16 protein-coding genes are annotated in these 14,836 nt (G+C 55.7%); 9 read left to right on the top strand and 7 right to left on the bottom strand.

What is annotated here, in order from left to right; translation table 11 throughout:
* Window positions 1–19: 19 nt before the first annotated feature.
* The gene (gene aaeR, locus FFB58_RS15200) at window positions 20–943 is read right to left on the bottom strand and encodes an HTH-type transcriptional activator AaeR (protein WP_039030635.1); all 924 of its coding nucleotides are present in this window, start codon (window positions 941–943) and stop codon (window positions 20–22) included.
* A gap of 177 nt (window positions 944–1,120) precedes the next feature.
* Between aaeR and aaeX the strand changes: the two genes are divergently transcribed.
* The 5 genes from aaeX to FFB58_RS15175 all read left to right on the top strand — a co-directional run bounded on the left by aaeX (window position 1,121) and on the right by FFB58_RS15175 (window position 6,094).
* The gene (aaeX, locus tag FFB58_RS15195; RefSeq protein WP_072036688.1) at window positions 1,121–1,324 is read left to right on the top strand and encodes a p-hydroxybenzoic acid efflux pump operon protein AaeX; all 204 of its coding nucleotides are present in this window, start codon (window positions 1,121–1,123) and stop codon (window positions 1,322–1,324) included.
* A 7-nt stretch (window positions 1,325–1,331) separates the two neighbouring features.
* Window positions 1,332–2,264 carry a p-hydroxybenzoic acid efflux pump subunit AaeA gene (gene aaeA, locus FFB58_RS15190; RefSeq protein ID WP_138370323.1) on the top strand — a complete coding sequence of 311 codons (933 nt, stop codon included), beginning with the start codon at window positions 1,332–1,334 and terminating at the stop codon, window positions 2,262–2,264.
* A 5-nt stretch (window positions 2,265–2,269) separates the two neighbouring features.
* Complete coding sequence (gene aaeB / locus FFB58_RS15185) at window positions 2,270–4,237, top strand: p-hydroxybenzoic acid efflux pump subunit AaeB (RefSeq protein WP_039031596.1); 1,968 nt, start codon at window positions 2,270–2,272, stop codon at window positions 4,235–4,237.
* A gap of 87 nt (window positions 4,238–4,324) precedes the next feature.
* A complete protein-coding gene (locus FFB58_RS15180) occupies window positions 4,325–5,779 on the top strand; it encodes an NAD-dependent succinate-semialdehyde dehydrogenase (RefSeq protein ID WP_138370322.1) in 1,455 nt (484 codons plus the stop codon).
* A gap of 45 nt (window positions 5,780–5,824) precedes the next feature.
* A complete protein-coding gene (locus FFB58_RS15175; RefSeq protein ID WP_039031598.1) occupies window positions 5,825–6,094 on the top strand; it encodes a barstar family protein in 270 nt (89 codons plus the stop codon).
* A gap of 60 nt (window positions 6,095–6,154) precedes the next feature.
* Here FFB58_RS15175 and yhcN (FFB58_RS15170) read toward each other — a convergent pair whose 3' ends face one another.
* The 3 genes from yhcN (FFB58_RS15170) to argR all read right to left on the bottom strand — a co-directional run bounded on the left by yhcN (FFB58_RS15170) (window position 6,155) and on the right by argR (window position 7,642).
* Entirely contained in the window at window positions 6,155–6,418 is a 264-nt protein-coding gene (yhcN, locus tag FFB58_RS15170) for a peroxide/acid stress response protein YhcN (protein WP_039031599.1), read from the bottom strand.
* Between the two features lie 113 nt (window positions 6,419–6,531).
* Window positions 6,532–6,795, bottom strand: a complete 264-nt coding sequence (gene yhcN, locus FFB58_RS15165) for a peroxide/acid stress response protein YhcN (protein ID WP_039031600.1) — start codon at window positions 6,793–6,795, stop codon at window positions 6,532–6,534.
* Window positions 6,796–7,171: 376 nt separating this feature from the next.
* Window positions 7,172–7,642: a transcriptional regulator ArgR gene (argR, locus tag FFB58_RS15160; protein ID WP_032614540.1), complete on the bottom strand. Its 471-nt coding sequence runs from the start codon at window positions 7,640–7,642 to the stop codon at window positions 7,172–7,174.
* A 404-nt stretch (window positions 7,643–8,046) separates the two neighbouring features.
* Between argR and mdh the strand changes: the two genes are divergently transcribed.
* Entirely contained in the window at window positions 8,047–8,985 is a 939-nt protein-coding gene (mdh, locus tag FFB58_RS15155) for a malate dehydrogenase (RefSeq protein ID WP_039031602.1), read from the top strand.
* 67 nt (window positions 8,986–9,052) lie between these two features.
* On the opposite strand, the gene degS is transcribed toward mdh, so the two are convergent.
* From degS to zapG, 3 genes are all read right to left on the bottom strand, one after another.
* Entirely contained in the window at window positions 9,053–10,120 is a 1,068-nt protein-coding gene (gene degS, locus FFB58_RS15150; RefSeq protein ID WP_138370337.1) for an outer membrane-stress sensor serine endopeptidase DegS, read from the bottom strand.
* Between the two features lie 88 nt (window positions 10,121–10,208).
* Window positions 10,209–11,573: a serine endoprotease DegQ gene (gene degQ / locus FFB58_RS15145; RefSeq protein WP_039031603.1), complete on the bottom strand. Its 1,365-nt coding sequence runs from the start codon at window positions 11,571–11,573 to the stop codon at window positions 10,209–10,211.
* A gap of 170 nt (window positions 11,574–11,743) precedes the next feature.
* Window positions 11,744–12,142, bottom strand: coding sequence for a Z-ring associated protein ZapG (gene zapG, locus FFB58_RS15140; protein ID WP_138370321.1), 399 nt, complete (start codon window positions 12,140–12,142; stop codon window positions 11,744–11,746).
* 190 nt (window positions 12,143–12,332) lie between these two features.
* Between zapG and zapE the strand changes: the two genes are divergently transcribed.
* The 3 genes from zapE to rpsI all read left to right on the top strand — a co-directional run bounded on the left by zapE (window position 12,333) and on the right by rpsI (window position 14,586).
* Complete coding sequence (zapE, locus tag FFB58_RS15135; RefSeq protein ID WP_138370320.1) at window positions 12,333–13,457, top strand: cell division protein ZapE; 1,125 nt, start codon at window positions 12,333–12,335, stop codon at window positions 13,455–13,457.
* Window positions 13,458–13,749: 292 nt separating this feature from the next.
* Window positions 13,750–14,178, top strand: coding sequence for a 50S ribosomal protein L13 (gene rplM, locus FFB58_RS15130; RefSeq protein WP_024551131.1), 429 nt, complete (start codon window positions 13,750–13,752; stop codon window positions 14,176–14,178).
* Window positions 14,179–14,193: 15 nt separating this feature from the next.
* Entirely contained in the window at window positions 14,194–14,586 is a 393-nt protein-coding gene (gene rpsI / locus FFB58_RS15125; protein WP_003025138.1) for a 30S ribosomal protein S9, read from the top strand.
* Window positions 14,587–14,836 lie beyond the last annotated feature (250 nt).

Here is a 14,836-nt window from a genome sequence, read left to right as displayed (position 1 = left end):
GAGAGGGGATTGTTAGGCGTCACTCCTTCCTTCCCCGCATCTCCTGAAACAGCGCCGCCACCTTCACAAAATAGTCCGTCAGGTAGTTAATGCACACCTGCACCTTCAGCGGCAGTTTGTCCTTTTCGGTGTAGACCGCATACACCGGACGTGGATCCGACTGATAGCGCGGGAAGAGGATCTCCAGCTCACCGCTATTGATCTCGTTGATCACCCACATCAACGGCACATAGGCGATCCCGGCCCCGGCCACCAGCCAGCGGGAGATGGTCATCGGATCGTTGGTCACAAAGCGCCCCTGCGGCAGCAGTTTGGTCGAGAGCCCTTCCGGCGCGACCAGTTCAAACTCGTTATCCGGGCGCACGCTGTACTCCAGCCAGGCGTGATTGCTGAGATCCGCCGGTTTCTCCGGGCTTCCCGCTCTGGCGAGGTACTTTTTCGCCGCGCACACCACCATCGGCATACTGCCCAGACGACGTGAAAAGAGGCTGGAGTCCTGCAGGGCACCCACGCGGATCACCACGTCCAGCCCGTCGGCAATCAGATCCGGGGCGGGAATGCCGGTGACCAGATTCACCGTCAGCCCCGGATACTCCTGCAACATATCGGCGGTCATTTCAGCCAGGACATTTTGTGCCATAGTTGAAGAGCAGCCGATGCGCAGCGTGCCGATAGGGGTGTTGTTGAAGGCGTAGAGTTGCTCATGCACCGACTGGGCTTCATACAACATTCGCCGACAGCCCTGGTAATAAATTTTGCCGGCTTCCGTCAGGCCGAGGCTGCGGGTGCTGCGGTTGAGCAGCTTCACCTGGAGGTCATCTTCCAGTTTGGCAACGGTCTGGCTGATCGACGATACGCTCATCTGTAGTTGCCTCGCCGCGGCGGTAAAGGAGCCCAGCTCAACGACTTTGGCAAAAACTGACATCCGTTTTAGACGTTCCATTATTCACTCTGAGTTAAAAGTGATTTAGATCACATATGATAGATAACAGCATAACAGTTACGTTAATATATTATTAATACATTATAGCTACGCCACTCTCGCCCGGCTTTTCTGGCCACTTCTGCGGTGCCGTACGCTGAATAATTCTTTCGCCTGCTCGCTCTAATCAAGGTCAACATGAGTCTGTTTCCCGTTATCGTGGTGTTCGGATTGTCGTTCCCACCGATATTCTTCGAACTACTTTTATCACTGGCAATTTTTTGGCTGGTGCGAAAGGTGCTGGCTCCAACCGGGATCTATGATTTCGTCTGGCACCCTGCATTGTTCAATTCCGCGCTCTATTGCTGCCTGTTCTATCTTGTATCGCGCATGTTTGTTTGAGGTAGATGTGAAAACACTAACAAGAAAAATCTCCCGTACCGCCATTACGCTGGCACTGGTCATCCTCGCGTTCATCGCTATTTTCCGCGCGTGGGTCTATTACACCGAGTCGCCGTGGACGCGTGACGCGCGCTTTAGCGCCGACATCGTGGCCATTGCCCCGGACGTGGCGGGGCTGATCACCGCCGTTAACGTGCATGACAACCAGCTGGTCAAAAAAGATCAGGTGCTGTTCACCATCGACCAGCCACGTTACCAGAAAGCGCTGGAACAGGCCGAAGCAGATGTCTCCTACTACCAGGCGCTGGCGGCGGAAAAGCGTCGTGAAGCCGGACGCCGTAATAAGCTGGGGGTGCAGGCGATGTCCCGGGAGGAGATCGACCAGTCCAACAACGTGCTGCAAACCGTTCTGCATCAACAGGCGAAGGCCGAAGCGACCCGCGATCTGGCGAAGCTCGATCTCGATCGGACCGTGATCCGCGCGCCTTCCGACGGCTGGGTGACCAACCTTAACGTCTACACCGGCGAATTTATTACCCGCGGCTCCACCGCCGTGGCGCTGGTCAAACAGCACTCCTTCTACGTGCTCGCCTATATGGAAGAGACCAAGCTGGAAAACGTTCGTCCGGGTTACCGGGCGGAGATCACCCCCCTTGGCAGCAACCGTGTGCTGAAAGGCACCGTCGACAGCGTGTCGGCAGGGGTGACCAACTCCAGCGCCACCCGCGACAGCAAGGGAATGGCGACGGTCGATTCCAATCTGGAGTGGGTACGTCTGGCCCAGCGCGTGCCGGTACGCATTCGTCTGGATGAACAGCAGGGTGACCTGTGGCCTGCGGGGACAACGGCGACGGTGGTGATCACCGGTGAGAAAGACCGGGATGCCAGCCACGACTCGCTGTTCCGCAAAATTGCCCACCGCCTGCGTGAGTTTGGTTAATCGCCATGGGTATCTTCTCCATCGCCAACCAGCACCTGCGCTTCGCGATTAAGCTGGCCTTCGCCATCGTGCTGGCGCTGTTTGTCGGGTTCCACTTTCAGCTGGAAACGCCCCGCTGGGCGGTGTTAACGGCGGCGATTGTCGCCGCGGGCCCGGCGTTTGCGGCGGGAGGGGAACCTTACTCCGGCGCTATTCGCTATCGCGGGATGCTGCGTATCGTCGGCACCTTTATCGGCTGTATCGCCGCGCTGACTATCGTTATCCTGATGATCCGCACCCCGCTGCTGATGCTGATGGTGTGCTGTATCTGGGCTGGCTTTTGTACCTGGATCTCCTCCCTGGTACGGGTGGAGAACTCCTACGCCTGGGGCCTTTCCGGCTATACGGCGCTGATCATTATCATCACCATCCAGACCAACCCCCTGCTGGCGCCGCAGTTTGCCGTGGAGCGCTGCAGTGAGATCGTCATGGGGATCGTCTGTGCGATCGTGGCGGATCTGCTGTTCTCCCCGCGCTCGATCAAACAGGAAGTGGATCGCGAACTGGACGCGCTGATCGTTGCCCAGTATCAACTCATGCAGCTGTGCATTAAGCACGGCGACAGTGAAGAGGTGGATAACGCCTGGAGCGCGCTGGTGCGTCGTACCACCGCCCTGGAAGGGATGCGCAGCAACCTTAATATGGAGTCGTCCCGCTGGTCGCGGGCTAACCGCCGTCTGAAGGCGCTCAATACCGTCTCCTTAACGCTGATCACCCAGGCCTGCGAAACCTACCTGATCCAGAACACGCGCCCGGAGGCAATCACCGATACCTTCCGGGAACAGTTTGCCGTCCCCGTCACCACCGTTCAGGACGTGCATAAACAGCTCAAACGTATGCGTCGGGTCATCGCCTGGACCGGCGAGCGCGACACCCCGGTGACCATCTACACCTGGGTCGGGGCGGCGACGCGCTACCTGCTGCTCAAACGTGGGGTGATCGGCAATACCAAAATCAGTGCCACCGAAGAGGAGGTGCTGCAGGGCGAAGTGGTAGTCAAGGCCGAGTCGGCGGAACGTCACCATGCGATGGTGAACTTCTGGCGTACCACGCTCGCCTGTATGCTCGGGACGCTGTTCTGGCTGTGGACCGGCTGGACCTCCGGTAGCGGTGCGATGGTGATGATTGCGGTGGTGACTTCGCTGGCGATGCGTCTGCCGAATCCCCGGATGGTGGCGCTCGATTTCCTGTACGGCACCCTGGCAGCGCTGCCGCTTGGCGCCTTCTATTTCCTGGTGGTTCTTCCGTCGACCCAGCAAAGCATGCTGCTGCTCTGTATCAGTCTTGCCGTGATGGCCTTCTTTATTGGTATCGAGGTGCAGAAGCGCCGCCTGGGTTCGCTGGGGGCGCTGGCCAGTACTATCAATATTCTGGTGCTGGATAACCCGATGACCTTCCACTTCAGCCAGTTCCTGGACAGCGCGCTGGGGCAGATTGTCGGCTGTTTCCTGGCGATGATGGTGATCCTGCTGGTGCGCGATAACTCGCAGGCCAGAACCGGGCGCGTGCTGCTGAACCAGTTTGTTTCTGCTGCCGTCTCGGCGATGACGACCAATACCGCCCGGCGCAAAGAGAACCACCTGCCTGCGCTCTACCAGCAGCTCTTTTTACTGCTGACCAAGTTCCCGGGTGATATCGCCAAATTTCGCCTGGCCCTGACGCTGATCATCGCTCACCAGCGTCTGCGCAATGCCCCGATCCCGGTGAATGACGATCTCTCGGCGTTCCACCGCCAGCTGCGACGTACTGCGGATCATGTGATATCCGCCTCCAGCGACGACAAGCGCCGACGCTACTTTACCCAGCTGTTGGGCGAACTGGAGATCTACCAGGAAAAACTGCGCATCTGGGAGGCGCCGCGACAGGTGACCGAACCGGTGCAGCGGCTGGTGGGCATGCTCCATCGCTACCAGAATGCCCTCACCGACAGCTGATCCTCCTGAAAACCGACGCCATAAGCGTCGGTTTTTTTATGGCTATACTTATTCGGGCAAGTACTTAAACCCGGATTGGGAGGATACATGACTACCCAGGCTCTACAGGACAGTGCGCTATTTCAGACCGGATATTTAGTCGATGGCGTATGGAAAACGCTCGATACAACATTCGATGTACTTAACCCGGCTACCGGGGCGGCGATCGCCCAGGTGGCAAAAGCAGGTAAAAAAGAGACCGAAGAGGCTATCGCCGCCGCGAGCCGTGCTTTCCCGGCCTGGCGTGCCAGAACCGCAAAAGAGCGGTCGGCCATCCTCTATCGCTGGTATGAACTCATCATTGAAAACAAGCAGTGGCTTGGCCAGCTGATGACCACCGAGCAGGGCAAACCGCTGAAAGAGGCGGAAGGGGAAGTGGAGTACGCGGCGAGCTTTATCCAGTGGTTTGCCGAGGAGGCCAAACGCGCCAACGGCGAAATCATCCCACCGGTTAAACCCGGCTCCCGCATTCTTGCCACCCGCGAACCGATTGGCGTCGTGGCGGCCATCACGCCGTGGAATTTCCCCATGGCGATGCTGACCCGCAAGCTGGGCCCGGCCCTGGCTGCCGGCTGTACCGGCGTAATAAAACCGGCCAACAACACGCCGCTGAGCGCCTTTGCGCTGCTGACGCTGGCTAAAAAAGCGGGCGTACCGGACGGCGTGCTTAACGCAGTGGCGGGCAATACCGCTGAGATAAGCGATGCGATCATGTCTAGTCCGGAGGTGCGCAAAATCTCCTTTACCGGCTCGACGGCGGTCGGCAAAACCCTGATGCGCAATGCCGCAGAAACCATGAAAAAAGTGTCGATGGAGCTGGGCGGCAACGCACCCTATATCGTCTTTGAGGATGCCGACATTGATGCTGCGGTGAAAGGAGCGATTGCCAACAAGTTTCGCAATGCGGGCCAGGTCTGCGTCAGCGTTAACCGCTTCTATATTCAGGAGTCGGTGTACGAAGCGTTCGTCAGCAAACTCGCCGCCGCCGTAAACGACTTAAAAGTCGGTGATGGCCTGGAAGAGGGCACCGTTGTCGGGCCGCTGATTGAAGCTTCCGCGGTGAAAAAAGTGCGCGAGCACGTTGAGGACGCGGTTGCCAAAGGGGCGACGGTGCTGGCGGGCGGCAAGGCTCATTCCCTGGGTGGAAACTTCTGGCAGCCAACGGTACTGGGGGATTGCCATGAAGGGATGGCACTTGCCAGCGAAGAGACCTTTGGACCCGTGGCGGCCTGCTTCCGCTTTACCTCGGAAGAGGAGGTGATCCAGCGCGCCAACAATACGCCCTATGGCCTGGCCGCCTATTTCTATACCCAGAATTTGCAGCGGGTGTTCCGCGTGTCGCAGGCCATTGAGAGCGGCATGATTGGGATTAACGAATGCGCGGTTTCTACAGAGCTTGGGCCTTTTGGCGGGGTGAAAGAGTCGGGGCTGGGTCGCGAAGGGTCAGTACTGGGACTGGAGGAGTTCCTGGAAGTGAAAACCCTGCATATCGGGGGATTATAATCGACAGGGCGGCTTAAGCCGCCCACCTGGACGGGGTGGCTGGCAATGAATATCTATACGTTTGATTTTGATGAAATCGACAGTCAGGAAGACTTCTACCGTGAATTTTCACGAGCCTTTGGCATGGGACAGGAGAGCGTGACGGATCTTGACTCCCTGTGGGACATCGTCACCAGCAGTCAGTTGCCGCTACCGCTTGAAATCGAATTTATCCATTTGCCGGAAAAGCTGCGCAGGCGTTTTGGCGCGCTGATCCTGCTGTTTGATGAGGCGGAAGAGGAGCTGGAAGGGCAGATTCGCTTTAACGTACGTTAGTGCAGGCATAAAAAAGCCCCTGCGAAGCAGGGGCAAGTCGTAAATCAATACGACGAGGGTTTATTTGTACAGCTCGGCGGTCGCATGCCAGTGGTCGCCGGTGTTCAGTTCGGTAACGCGGTAGCTGCTGGCGCCCGCTTTTTCAGCTTTTGCTGCCAGTGCCTCACGGACATCCATCGGAGAACCAGCAACTGCACCTACAGAGATGCTTCCCATTGGTTGCAGGCTTTGTGCCTGATCGGCATTCACCTGATGTACAGCTGCGCTGGCACCAAATGAGAGAACGGAAGCGAAACCTGCGGCGATGATTAATTTAGTGTTCATAGTCTTTACTCCTTACAGGGCAAGCTCAACGGCGAGAAGGGTTGTGCTGCTATTTTTATGCCTGGTGCCGTTGAACAGAGATATCGGGTAGTTCGGGTCGTGCCTGGTAAAACTTATTTGTACAGCTCAGCAGTCGCATGCCAGTGGTCACCGGTACGCGCTTCGATCACGCGGTAGGAAGAGGCACCCTGCTCCTGGGCTTTTTTGTTCAGCATCTGGTTCATGTCCATCGGCGAAGTACCGATTGCACCGATTGAAACGGTACCGATAGATTCACGAGACTGAGCCTGATCGGCGTTGATTGAATCGGCGGCAAAGGCACCGAAAGAGAGAACAGACAGAATGCTTAGCGTGGCTACGGTAGTTTTGATTTTCATGATTCTTTTCCTCGTCATATTCTTTACTGGGGTCTTCGTTTCGTGACCCTCATCACAAAATCAAGTATACACTAATAACGGCAAAAATTAATACCATGCTAATTGTTTCTCGTGTAATCACGTGTTAAGCAAAAGCATTTTTATAACTACAGGGAATAAAAAAACGGGGTTTAAGCGGGGGTATGGCCATTATTTTCAATTAAATTAATGGGATACGCTGCTTTGATTATTCGTGCGATTTTGCGTTTTATCATTCACTGAGTGAATGTATTTGGGCAGAAAATCGCACTATTTGTTAAATTGCAGATAACAGATTGTAGGGGTGAACGAGGCGGGAGCAGAAGATTCCCCGCCGCGACGGCAGCAGGGAAGGGGATCAGAGTTCCTGTTCGAACAGCACCAGGATGGCTTCGTAGAGGTCTTTCACCGAGAAACCGTTGGCCGGGGTGGTGAAGATAGTATCGTCACCGGCGATGGTGCCGAGGATACCTTCCGCTTTACCCAGCGAGTCGAGCAGGCGGGCAATCAGTTGAGCCGCACCCGGGCTGGTGTGGATCACCACCACGGCATCGTTATAGTCGATATCCAGCACCAGGTTCTTCAGCGGGCTCGAGGTTGTCGGCACACCCAGTTCGGCAGGCAGACAGTAGACCATCTCCATTTTGGCGTTGCGGGTACGCACCGCGCCGAACTTGGTTAACATGCGGGAGACTTTCGACTGGTTGATGTTTTCGAAACCCTCTTCCTGCAGGGCCTGGACGATCTCACCCTGAGAACTAAATTTTTCTTCTTTAAGCAGCGCTTTGAACGCTTTAACCAATTCTTCTTGTTTAGAAGAGATTCGCATAAATCACCCGAAATATAGCGGTAGAAACAACATTATTATGCACATGGATGAATTTTTATGCAAATTATCTGCCCAATCTTAGGCTGAAATAATGTTATGAAAGGGAGTGATTTTATCAAAATTCGTTATCAAGGAACATGCCTGCGTCACGCCTCGCAAATAAGCTTAAAAGTAAATTAAATGTTATCAAATTGATGTTGTTTTGGTGGCTTGCGAGGGTGTATTGTAACCACCTCTTGATTCGTTGCTTAGTCACCGCATAACGCCCGATAGCCTTGCGGCAGATGCGAAAAGCGCGTGACCGCTAATTCTTAGAACACCACGATTGTAATTATTGATCTGCTGAATTAAGGTCGCCGCGACGGAGTAACAGAAAGTTAGCTCACCATAATAAGGAGTTTAGGATGAAAGTCGCAGTCCTCGGCGCTGCTGGCGGTATCGGCCAGGCGCTTGCCCTACTACTGAAAACTCAGCTGCCTGCAGGCTCAGAACTCTCTCTGTATGATATCGCCCCGGTAACCCCAGGTGTGGCGGTTGACCTCAGCCACATCCCTACGGCTGTCAAAATCAAAGGCTTCTCCGGTGAAGATGCTCGCCCGGCCCTCGAAGGCGCGGACGTTGTGCTGATCTCCGCAGGCGTTGCGCGTAAGCCAGGTATGGATCGTTCCGACCTGTTCAACGTGAACGCGGGTATCGTTAAGAACCTGATTCAGCAGGTAGCGACAACCTGCCCGAAAGCCTGCATCGGTATCATCACTAACCCGGTTAACACCACCGTTGCTATCGCGGCAGAAGTGCTGAAAAAAGCGGGCGTGTATGACAAGAACAAACTGTTTGGCGTGACCACGCTGGACATCATCCGCTCCAACACCTTTGTTGCGGAACTGAAAGGCAAGCAGCCAACCGAACTCGACGTGCCGGTTATCGGCGGCCACTCTGGCGTGACCATTCTGCCACTGCTGTCCCAGATCCCAGGCGTGAGCTTCACCGAGCAGGAAGTGGCTGACCTGACCAAACGTATCCAGAACGCCGGCACCGAAGTGGTGGAAGCGAAGGCGGGTGGCGGTTCTGCAACCCTGTCTATGGGCCAGGCTGCGGCACGTTTCGGTCTGTCTCTGGTACGCGCCCTGCAGGGCGAGCAAGGCGTGGTGGAATGCGCTTACGTTGAAGGTGACGGCGAGCACGCACGCTTCTTCTCTCAGCCGCTGCTGCTGGGTAAAAACGGTATCGAAGAGCGTAAATCTATCGGCACCCTGAGCGCGTTTGAACAGCAGGCGATGGCCGGCATGCTGGACACCCTGAAGAACGATATCGTTCTGGGCGAAGAGTTCGTTAACAAATAATCGACGCTCTTCCCTCGGGGCAATAAAAAACCGGAGTCGATGCTCCGGTTTTTTTATGCCTGCTGACTCAGTTGGTGGCCGGGTATTCCTGAATGGTCACCTGCAGGATCAGTTTCTTATCATCACGCATCACTTCCACCGGGATAATAGAGCCAGGCCTGATCTCCGCCACCTGGTCCATGGTTTCCAGCGCCGACAACGCCGGTTTACCGTTCACCGAGACGATCACATCGTTGACCTTAATGCCTGCTTCTGCCGCCGGGCCGCCGGAGGTGACTTCGTTCACCACAATCCCCTGAATCTGATCGATGCCGCCACCCTGAGCATGCAGCGGAGCGATCTCACGCCCGCCGATGCCAATGTAGCCGCGGATCACGCGTCCGTCACGAATCAGCTTGTCCATAATCTTGTTGGCCAACTGGAACGGGATCGCGAAGCCGATACCTTCGGGAGTTTCGCCGTCGTTGCTTTTATCAAACGACAGGGTGTTGATGCCCATCAGTTCGCCCAGCGAGTTCACCAGCGCGCCGCCGGAGTTGCCGTGGTTGATGGAGGCATCGGTTTGCAGGAAGTTCTGACGTCCGGAAGGGTTCAGGCCGATACGCCCGGTGGCGCTGATAATCCCCTGAGTAATGGTCTGCCCGAGGTTATAGGGGTTACCAATCGCCAGCACCACGTCGCCGATATGCGGCGTCCGCTTACGGTTGATGGGGATTACCGGCAGGCCGCCCGTGGCGTTGATTTTGAGGACCGCCAGATCCGTCAGGCTGTCTGAGCCAACCAGCAGGGCTTCAAAGACGCGGCCATCCTGCAGCGCAACGATGATCTGGTCGGCATCGTTGATGACATGTTTGTTGGTAATAATGTAGCCGCGTTCATCCATGATCACCCCGGAGCCCAGGGTGCGGATCTCCAGCTGGTTATGGCTGGTGCTGTTCAGCCCACGGTTATAAACGTTGACCACCGCAGGGGCGGCGCGGCGTACTGCCTGATTGTAGCTGGCAGGCGTTTCATCAGCGCTGTCGAACTGCGGCGCAGCCAGCTGATTGAACTGACGTAAAGAGGGCATTGCGGCCAGTAACAGGCCACCTACAACCAGGCCGATGGCGACCGAACGAATTAGCTTCAAAACCATGATACGGGCGTCGTTAAAGGGAGAACGCATGCAGCATAACATGACTTATCCGGACATCACACGGGGCGATGTCCGGACAGGTACAGGCTTAACGCAGCAAGATATAGAGCGTGTCGTTGCCGCGCACGATCTGCAGGGCGATAACGGTCGGTTTAGTTTCCAGCACTTTGCGCATTTCGGCGATAGACTGCACGCGAACGCGGTTCACCCCAATAATCACATCATTCTCATGCAGACCCGCCTGTGCGGCAGGGCTGCTCTTCTCGACGCTATCAAGAGTGATGCCTTTGGTGCCGTCTTTTAACTGCCCGTCACTCAAGGTCGCCCCCTGCAGCGCCGGGGCAATCATCTCTGCGCTGGCCGATGACGAGGTGCTTTTATCCAGCGTGACCTGCAGATCCAGCGGTTTGCCGTCACGTAAAATGCCGAGCTTAACCGTGGCGCCAGGCTCGGTGGTGGCGATGCGCGAGCGCAGTTCGGCAAAGCTGCTCAGCGGTTTATCGTTCAGGCTGACGATGACGTCCCCGGATTTCACCCCCGCTTTTGCAGAGCCGGAATTCGGCAGCACTTCGCTAACGAAGGCGCCGCGCTGCACGTTCAGGTTGAACGCTTTGGCGATATCGGCGCTCATTTCCGTGCCTTTAATGCCCAGCAGGCCGCGCTTCACTTCGCCAAACTCAATCAGCTGCTGCGCCAGGGTACGGGCCATATTGCTGGGGATGGCAAAGCCAATCCCGACGCTGCCGCCGCCAGGGGCGAGGATCGCGGTGTTAATACCAATCAGCTCGCCGTTGAGATTCAGCAGCGCGCCGCCGGAGTTGCCCCGGTTAATGGAGGCGTCGGTCTGGATAAAGTTTTCCAGCCCTTCGAGATTCAGACCACTGCGACCCAGCGCAGAGACGATGCCGGACGTGGCGGTCTGGCCGAGGCCGAAGGGATTACCTACCGCCACCGCGAAATCACCCACGCGCAGCTTATCGGAATCAGCAATAGCGATTTGCGTCAGGCCGGTGGGATTCTGCAGCTGCAGCAATGCGATGTCGCTCTGATCGTCACCGCCAATCAGTTTGGCGTCGAACTCCCGGCCATCGTTCATCTGCACGCTGATTTTATCGGCATGGCTGATAACGTGGTTATTGGTCAGGACATAGCCCTTGGCGGCGTCAATCACCACGCCGGAGCCCAGCCCTTCAAAAGGCTGCGCCTGGTCGGGGGCTTCGTCGCCAAAATATTTTTTCAGCTCTTCCGGAATGCGCTGGCTCTGCACGGCGGTACCTTCGACCTGCACGCTCACCACAGCGGGGAGGACTTTTTCCAGCATCGGGGCCAGGCTCGGCAGCGCGGCCTCGCCCGGAACCTGCGAAGGGAGTGCAGCGGCCAGCGGATAAGAGGCCGACAGGGATAATCCGATGCTCAATGCTAACGCGCTCAACAGCTGATTTTTCTTGTTCATTTATGCTGGCTCTCGCAACCTGGAATGAAGGAATAACGGCCCTAAAACAGTCTGATGTTATTGAATTTTAAAACGCTGAACAATGAGGTGTTTGACTAAATAATAGCTGGGGTCGGGAAGAAAGGACGGGCGCAAGGGCTGCGCCCGTAAAATTTATTTTCGATATGCGATTATTCGCGCTTTGCGCCACCGCGCAGCAGGCCGGATGCACCTTCGGAGTAGTCACGTGGCATCTGGACCGGGGCCTGATCGTTACCGGCTTCGGATTCCGCCAGACGGTTGCGGAACGGATTGTTTTCCGCGCTCATCTCCGGCAACAGGCTGCTGGAGCTTTTCGCCATGTGCTGATAAAGCTGACGGTAATCATGCGCCATGTTGTCCAGCAACTCGGCGCTCTGAGCAAAGTGGCTTACCAGCTCTTCACGATACTCTTCCAGCTCAGCTTTGTTCTTTTCCAGTTCGTACTGCAACGCCTGTTGCTGACGCAGTTTGCGATTTCCAAAACGCATGGTCACGGCGCCAATAGCGATGCCGACGACTAAACCAATTAGCGCATATTCCCAGGTCATGAACTTCTCCCGTTGTCTTGTGGTTCCGTAGGGTGTTGGCTCGGCTCCATGCCAGGGCCTGATTATGCCACTATAACCGCTATTTCCTTAGAAGTGGAATCCCGCCGCATCATCGCGTACTGTAGAACGGCCTTTTTTTCGTCAACTGCGCAATCTGACGGGTATTAATTGAAGGAATAACAATAACATCATGCAGAACCTCTCCCCAACATCGCGTTACCAACAGGCCCTGAATGAGGGCACCCATCAGCCAGATAACGTCCAGCGTGAAGCTGTAAGTCGTCTGGACAGCATCTGGCATGCACTGACAACAAAGCCGGTTGAGGCCGCGCCTGCCGGGGGGTTAAAAGCCGCATTTGGACGACTGCTGGGCAAGAAAGAGCCCCAGAGTGTGGCGCCGGTACGCGGTCTATATATGTGGGGAGGCGTCGGACGCGGCAAAACCTGGCTGATGGATCTGTTTTATCAGAGCCTTCCCGGCACGCGTAAGCAGCGCCTGCACTTTCACCGCTTTATGCTGCGGGTGCATGAGGAGCTGACGGCCCTGCAGGGGCAGAGCGATCCGCTGGATATCGTCGCCGAACGCTTTAAAGCCGAAACCGATGTGCTGTGCTTCGATGAGTTTTTTGTCTCGGACATTACCGACGCCATGCTGCTGGGCGGCTTAATGAAAGCGCTGTTTGCCCGGGGCATTACCCTGGTGGCGACGTCGAACATTCCGCCGGATGAGCTCTACCGAAACGGCCTGCAACGCGCCCGTTTCCTGCCCGCTATCACGGCGATTAAAGAGCATTGCGACATCATGAACGTTGATGCTGGCGTCGATTACCGTCTGCGTACCCTGACCCAGGCCCATCTGTGGATTTCGCCGTTAAATCAAGAGACACAGCAGCAGATGGACAAACTGTGGCTGGCGCTGGCCGGTGCGGAACGGGGTGACGCCCCGGTGCTGGAGGTAAACCATCGTCCGTTGCAAACGCTGGGCGTCGTCAACCAGACCCTCGCCGTGTCGTTTGATACCCTCTGTGTCGATGCCCGCAGCCAGCACGACTATATTGCGCTCTCGCGCCTGTTCCATACGGTAATGCTGTTTCATGTGCCGGTGATGACCACGCTAATGGAGAGCGAAGCCCGACGTTTTATCGCGCTGGTGGATGAGTTTTACGAGCGCCACGTTAAGCTGGTGGTGAGCGCCGCCGTGCCTTTATATGAGATCTATCAGGGGGAGCGGCTGAAGTTTGAGTTCCAGCGCTGCCTGTCACGCCTGCAGGAGATGCAGAGCGAAGAGTACCTCAAGCGCGAACACATGCCTTAAAGATAGCTACCCTCTCCCCGTGGGAGAGGGGCTGGGGGTGAGGGCACCAGAGCGCACTTTCCACACCCCGGAAAAACCCGCGTCAAATCACAATTAGGGGTCGATCTTTACCCCTGACTTCTCTATAATCTTGCGACCCCACGTTACAAGAAGGTTTTTTTCCCAAAACTTTCTCTGCGCCGGCATAGGCTATTCGAAGGGGTAGGTTTGCTGGACAATGTCGTGTGAACCTCAACTACTAAACGTTTGGGTGTTCACCAACGTGTAACTTATTTATTTGGGTAAGCTTTTAATGAAAACTTTTACAGCTAAACCAGAAACCGTAAAACGCGACTGGTATGTTGTTGACGCGACCGGTAAAACTCTGGGCCGTCTGGCTACCGAACTGGCTCGTCGCCTGCGCGGTAAGCACAAAGCGGAATACACTCCGCACGTCGATACCGGTGATTACATCATCGTTCTGAACGCTGACAAAGTTGCTGTAACCGGCAACAAGCGTACTGACAAAGTGTACTATCACCACACCGGCCACATCGGCGGTATCAAACAAGCGACCTTTGAAGAGATGATTGCCCGCCGTCCTGAGCGTGTGATTGAAATCGCGGTTAAAGGCATGCTGCCAAAAGGCCCGCTGGGTCGTGCTATGTACCGTAAACTGAAAGTTTACGCAGGTAACGAGCACAACCACGCGGCACAGCAACCGCAAGTTCTTGACATCTAATCGGGATTATAGGCAATGGCTGAAAATCAATACTACGGCACTGGTCGCCGCAAAAGCTCCGCCGCTCGCGTGTTCATCAAACCGGGCAGTGGTAAAATCGTTATCAACCAACGTTCTCTGGAACAGTACTTCGGTCGTGAAACTGCCCGCATGGTAGTTCGTCAGCCGCTGGAACTGGTCGACATGGTTGAGAAACTGGATCTGTACATCACTGTTAAAGGTGGTGGTATCTCTGGTCAGGCTGGTGCGATCCGTCACGGTATCACCCGCGCTCTGATGGAGTACGATGAGTCCCTGCGTGGCGAACTGCGTAAAGCTGGCTTCGTTACTCGTGATGCTCGTCAGGTTGAACGTAAGAAAGTCGGTCTGCGTAAAGCACGTCGTCGTCCACAGTTCTCCAAACGTTAATTGGTTTCTGCTTCGGCAGACAACAATTTGCGAAAAACCCGCTTCGGCGGGTTTTTTTATGGCGAAAGCGCAACGCCTTCCCTTGCAGACTTCCTTTCTGACCTCTTTTTCCGCATTTCCAGAATCCCCTCACCACAAAGGTCGCAAAATCTGGTAAACTATCATCCACTTTTGTGTCCAAATAACGGTGAATGCTCGATTTTTGTTCTCTTTTTGAACAGGATTAAGAATTCCCTGGGATGGGCAGTAA

This window comes from Enterobacter sp. MF024 (genome assembly GCF_005843915.1).
GTDB classification, from domain to species: domain Bacteria; phylum Pseudomonadota; class Gammaproteobacteria; order Enterobacterales; family Enterobacteriaceae; genus Enterobacter; species Enterobacter barmai.
Note: the sequence above shows the minus strand (reverse complement) of the source record. Positions and strands in the feature narration are given on the sequence as shown.

Coding starts and splice junctions, on each gene's coding strand:
- degQ (WP_039031603.1), bottom strand. CDS start 11,573: ATGAACAAGAAAAATCAGCTGTTGAGCGCGTTAGCATTGAGCATCGGA.
- argR (WP_032614540.1), bottom strand. CDS start 7,642: ATGCGAATCTCTTCTAAACAAGAAGAATTGGTTAAAGCGTTCAAAGCG.
- zapG (WP_138370321.1), bottom strand. CDS start 12,142: ATGACCTGGGAATATGCGCTAATTGGTTTAGTCGTCGGCATCGCTATT.
- yhcN (WP_039031600.1), bottom strand. CDS start 6,795: ATGAAAATCAAAACTACCGTAGCCACGCTAAGCATTCTGTCTGTTCTC.
- zapE (WP_138370320.1), top strand. CDS start 12,333: ATGCAGAACCTCTCCCCAACATCGCGTTACCAACAGGCCCTGAATGAG.
- aaeB (WP_039031596.1), top strand. CDS start 2,270: ATGGGTATCTTCTCCATCGCCAACCAGCACCTGCGCTTCGCGATTAAG.
- yhcN (WP_039031599.1), bottom strand. CDS start 6,418: ATGAACACTAAATTAATCATCGCCGCAGGTTTCGCTTCCGTTCTCTCA.
- rplM (WP_024551131.1), top strand. CDS start 13,750: ATGAAAACTTTTACAGCTAAACCAGAAACCGTAAAACGCGACTGGTAT.
- rpsI (WP_003025138.1), top strand. CDS start 14,194: ATGGCTGAAAATCAATACTACGGCACTGGTCGCCGCAAAAGCTCCGCC.
- aaeR (WP_039030635.1), bottom strand. CDS start 943: ATGGAACGTCTAAAACGGATGTCAGTTTTTGCCAAAGTCGTTGAGCTG.
- aaeX (WP_072036688.1), top strand. CDS start 1,121: ATGAGTCTGTTTCCCGTTATCGTGGTGTTCGGATTGTCGTTCCCACCG.
- FFB58_RS15180 (WP_138370322.1), top strand. CDS start 4,325: ATGACTACCCAGGCTCTACAGGACAGTGCGCTATTTCAGACCGGATAT.
- FFB58_RS15175 (WP_039031598.1), top strand. CDS start 5,825: ATGAATATCTATACGTTTGATTTTGATGAAATCGACAGTCAGGAAGAC.
- mdh (WP_039031602.1), top strand. CDS start 8,047: ATGAAAGTCGCAGTCCTCGGCGCTGCTGGCGGTATCGGCCAGGCGCTT.
- degS (WP_138370337.1), bottom strand. CDS start 10,120: ATGGTTTTGAAGCTAATTCGTTCGGTCGCCATCGGCCTGGTTGTAGGT.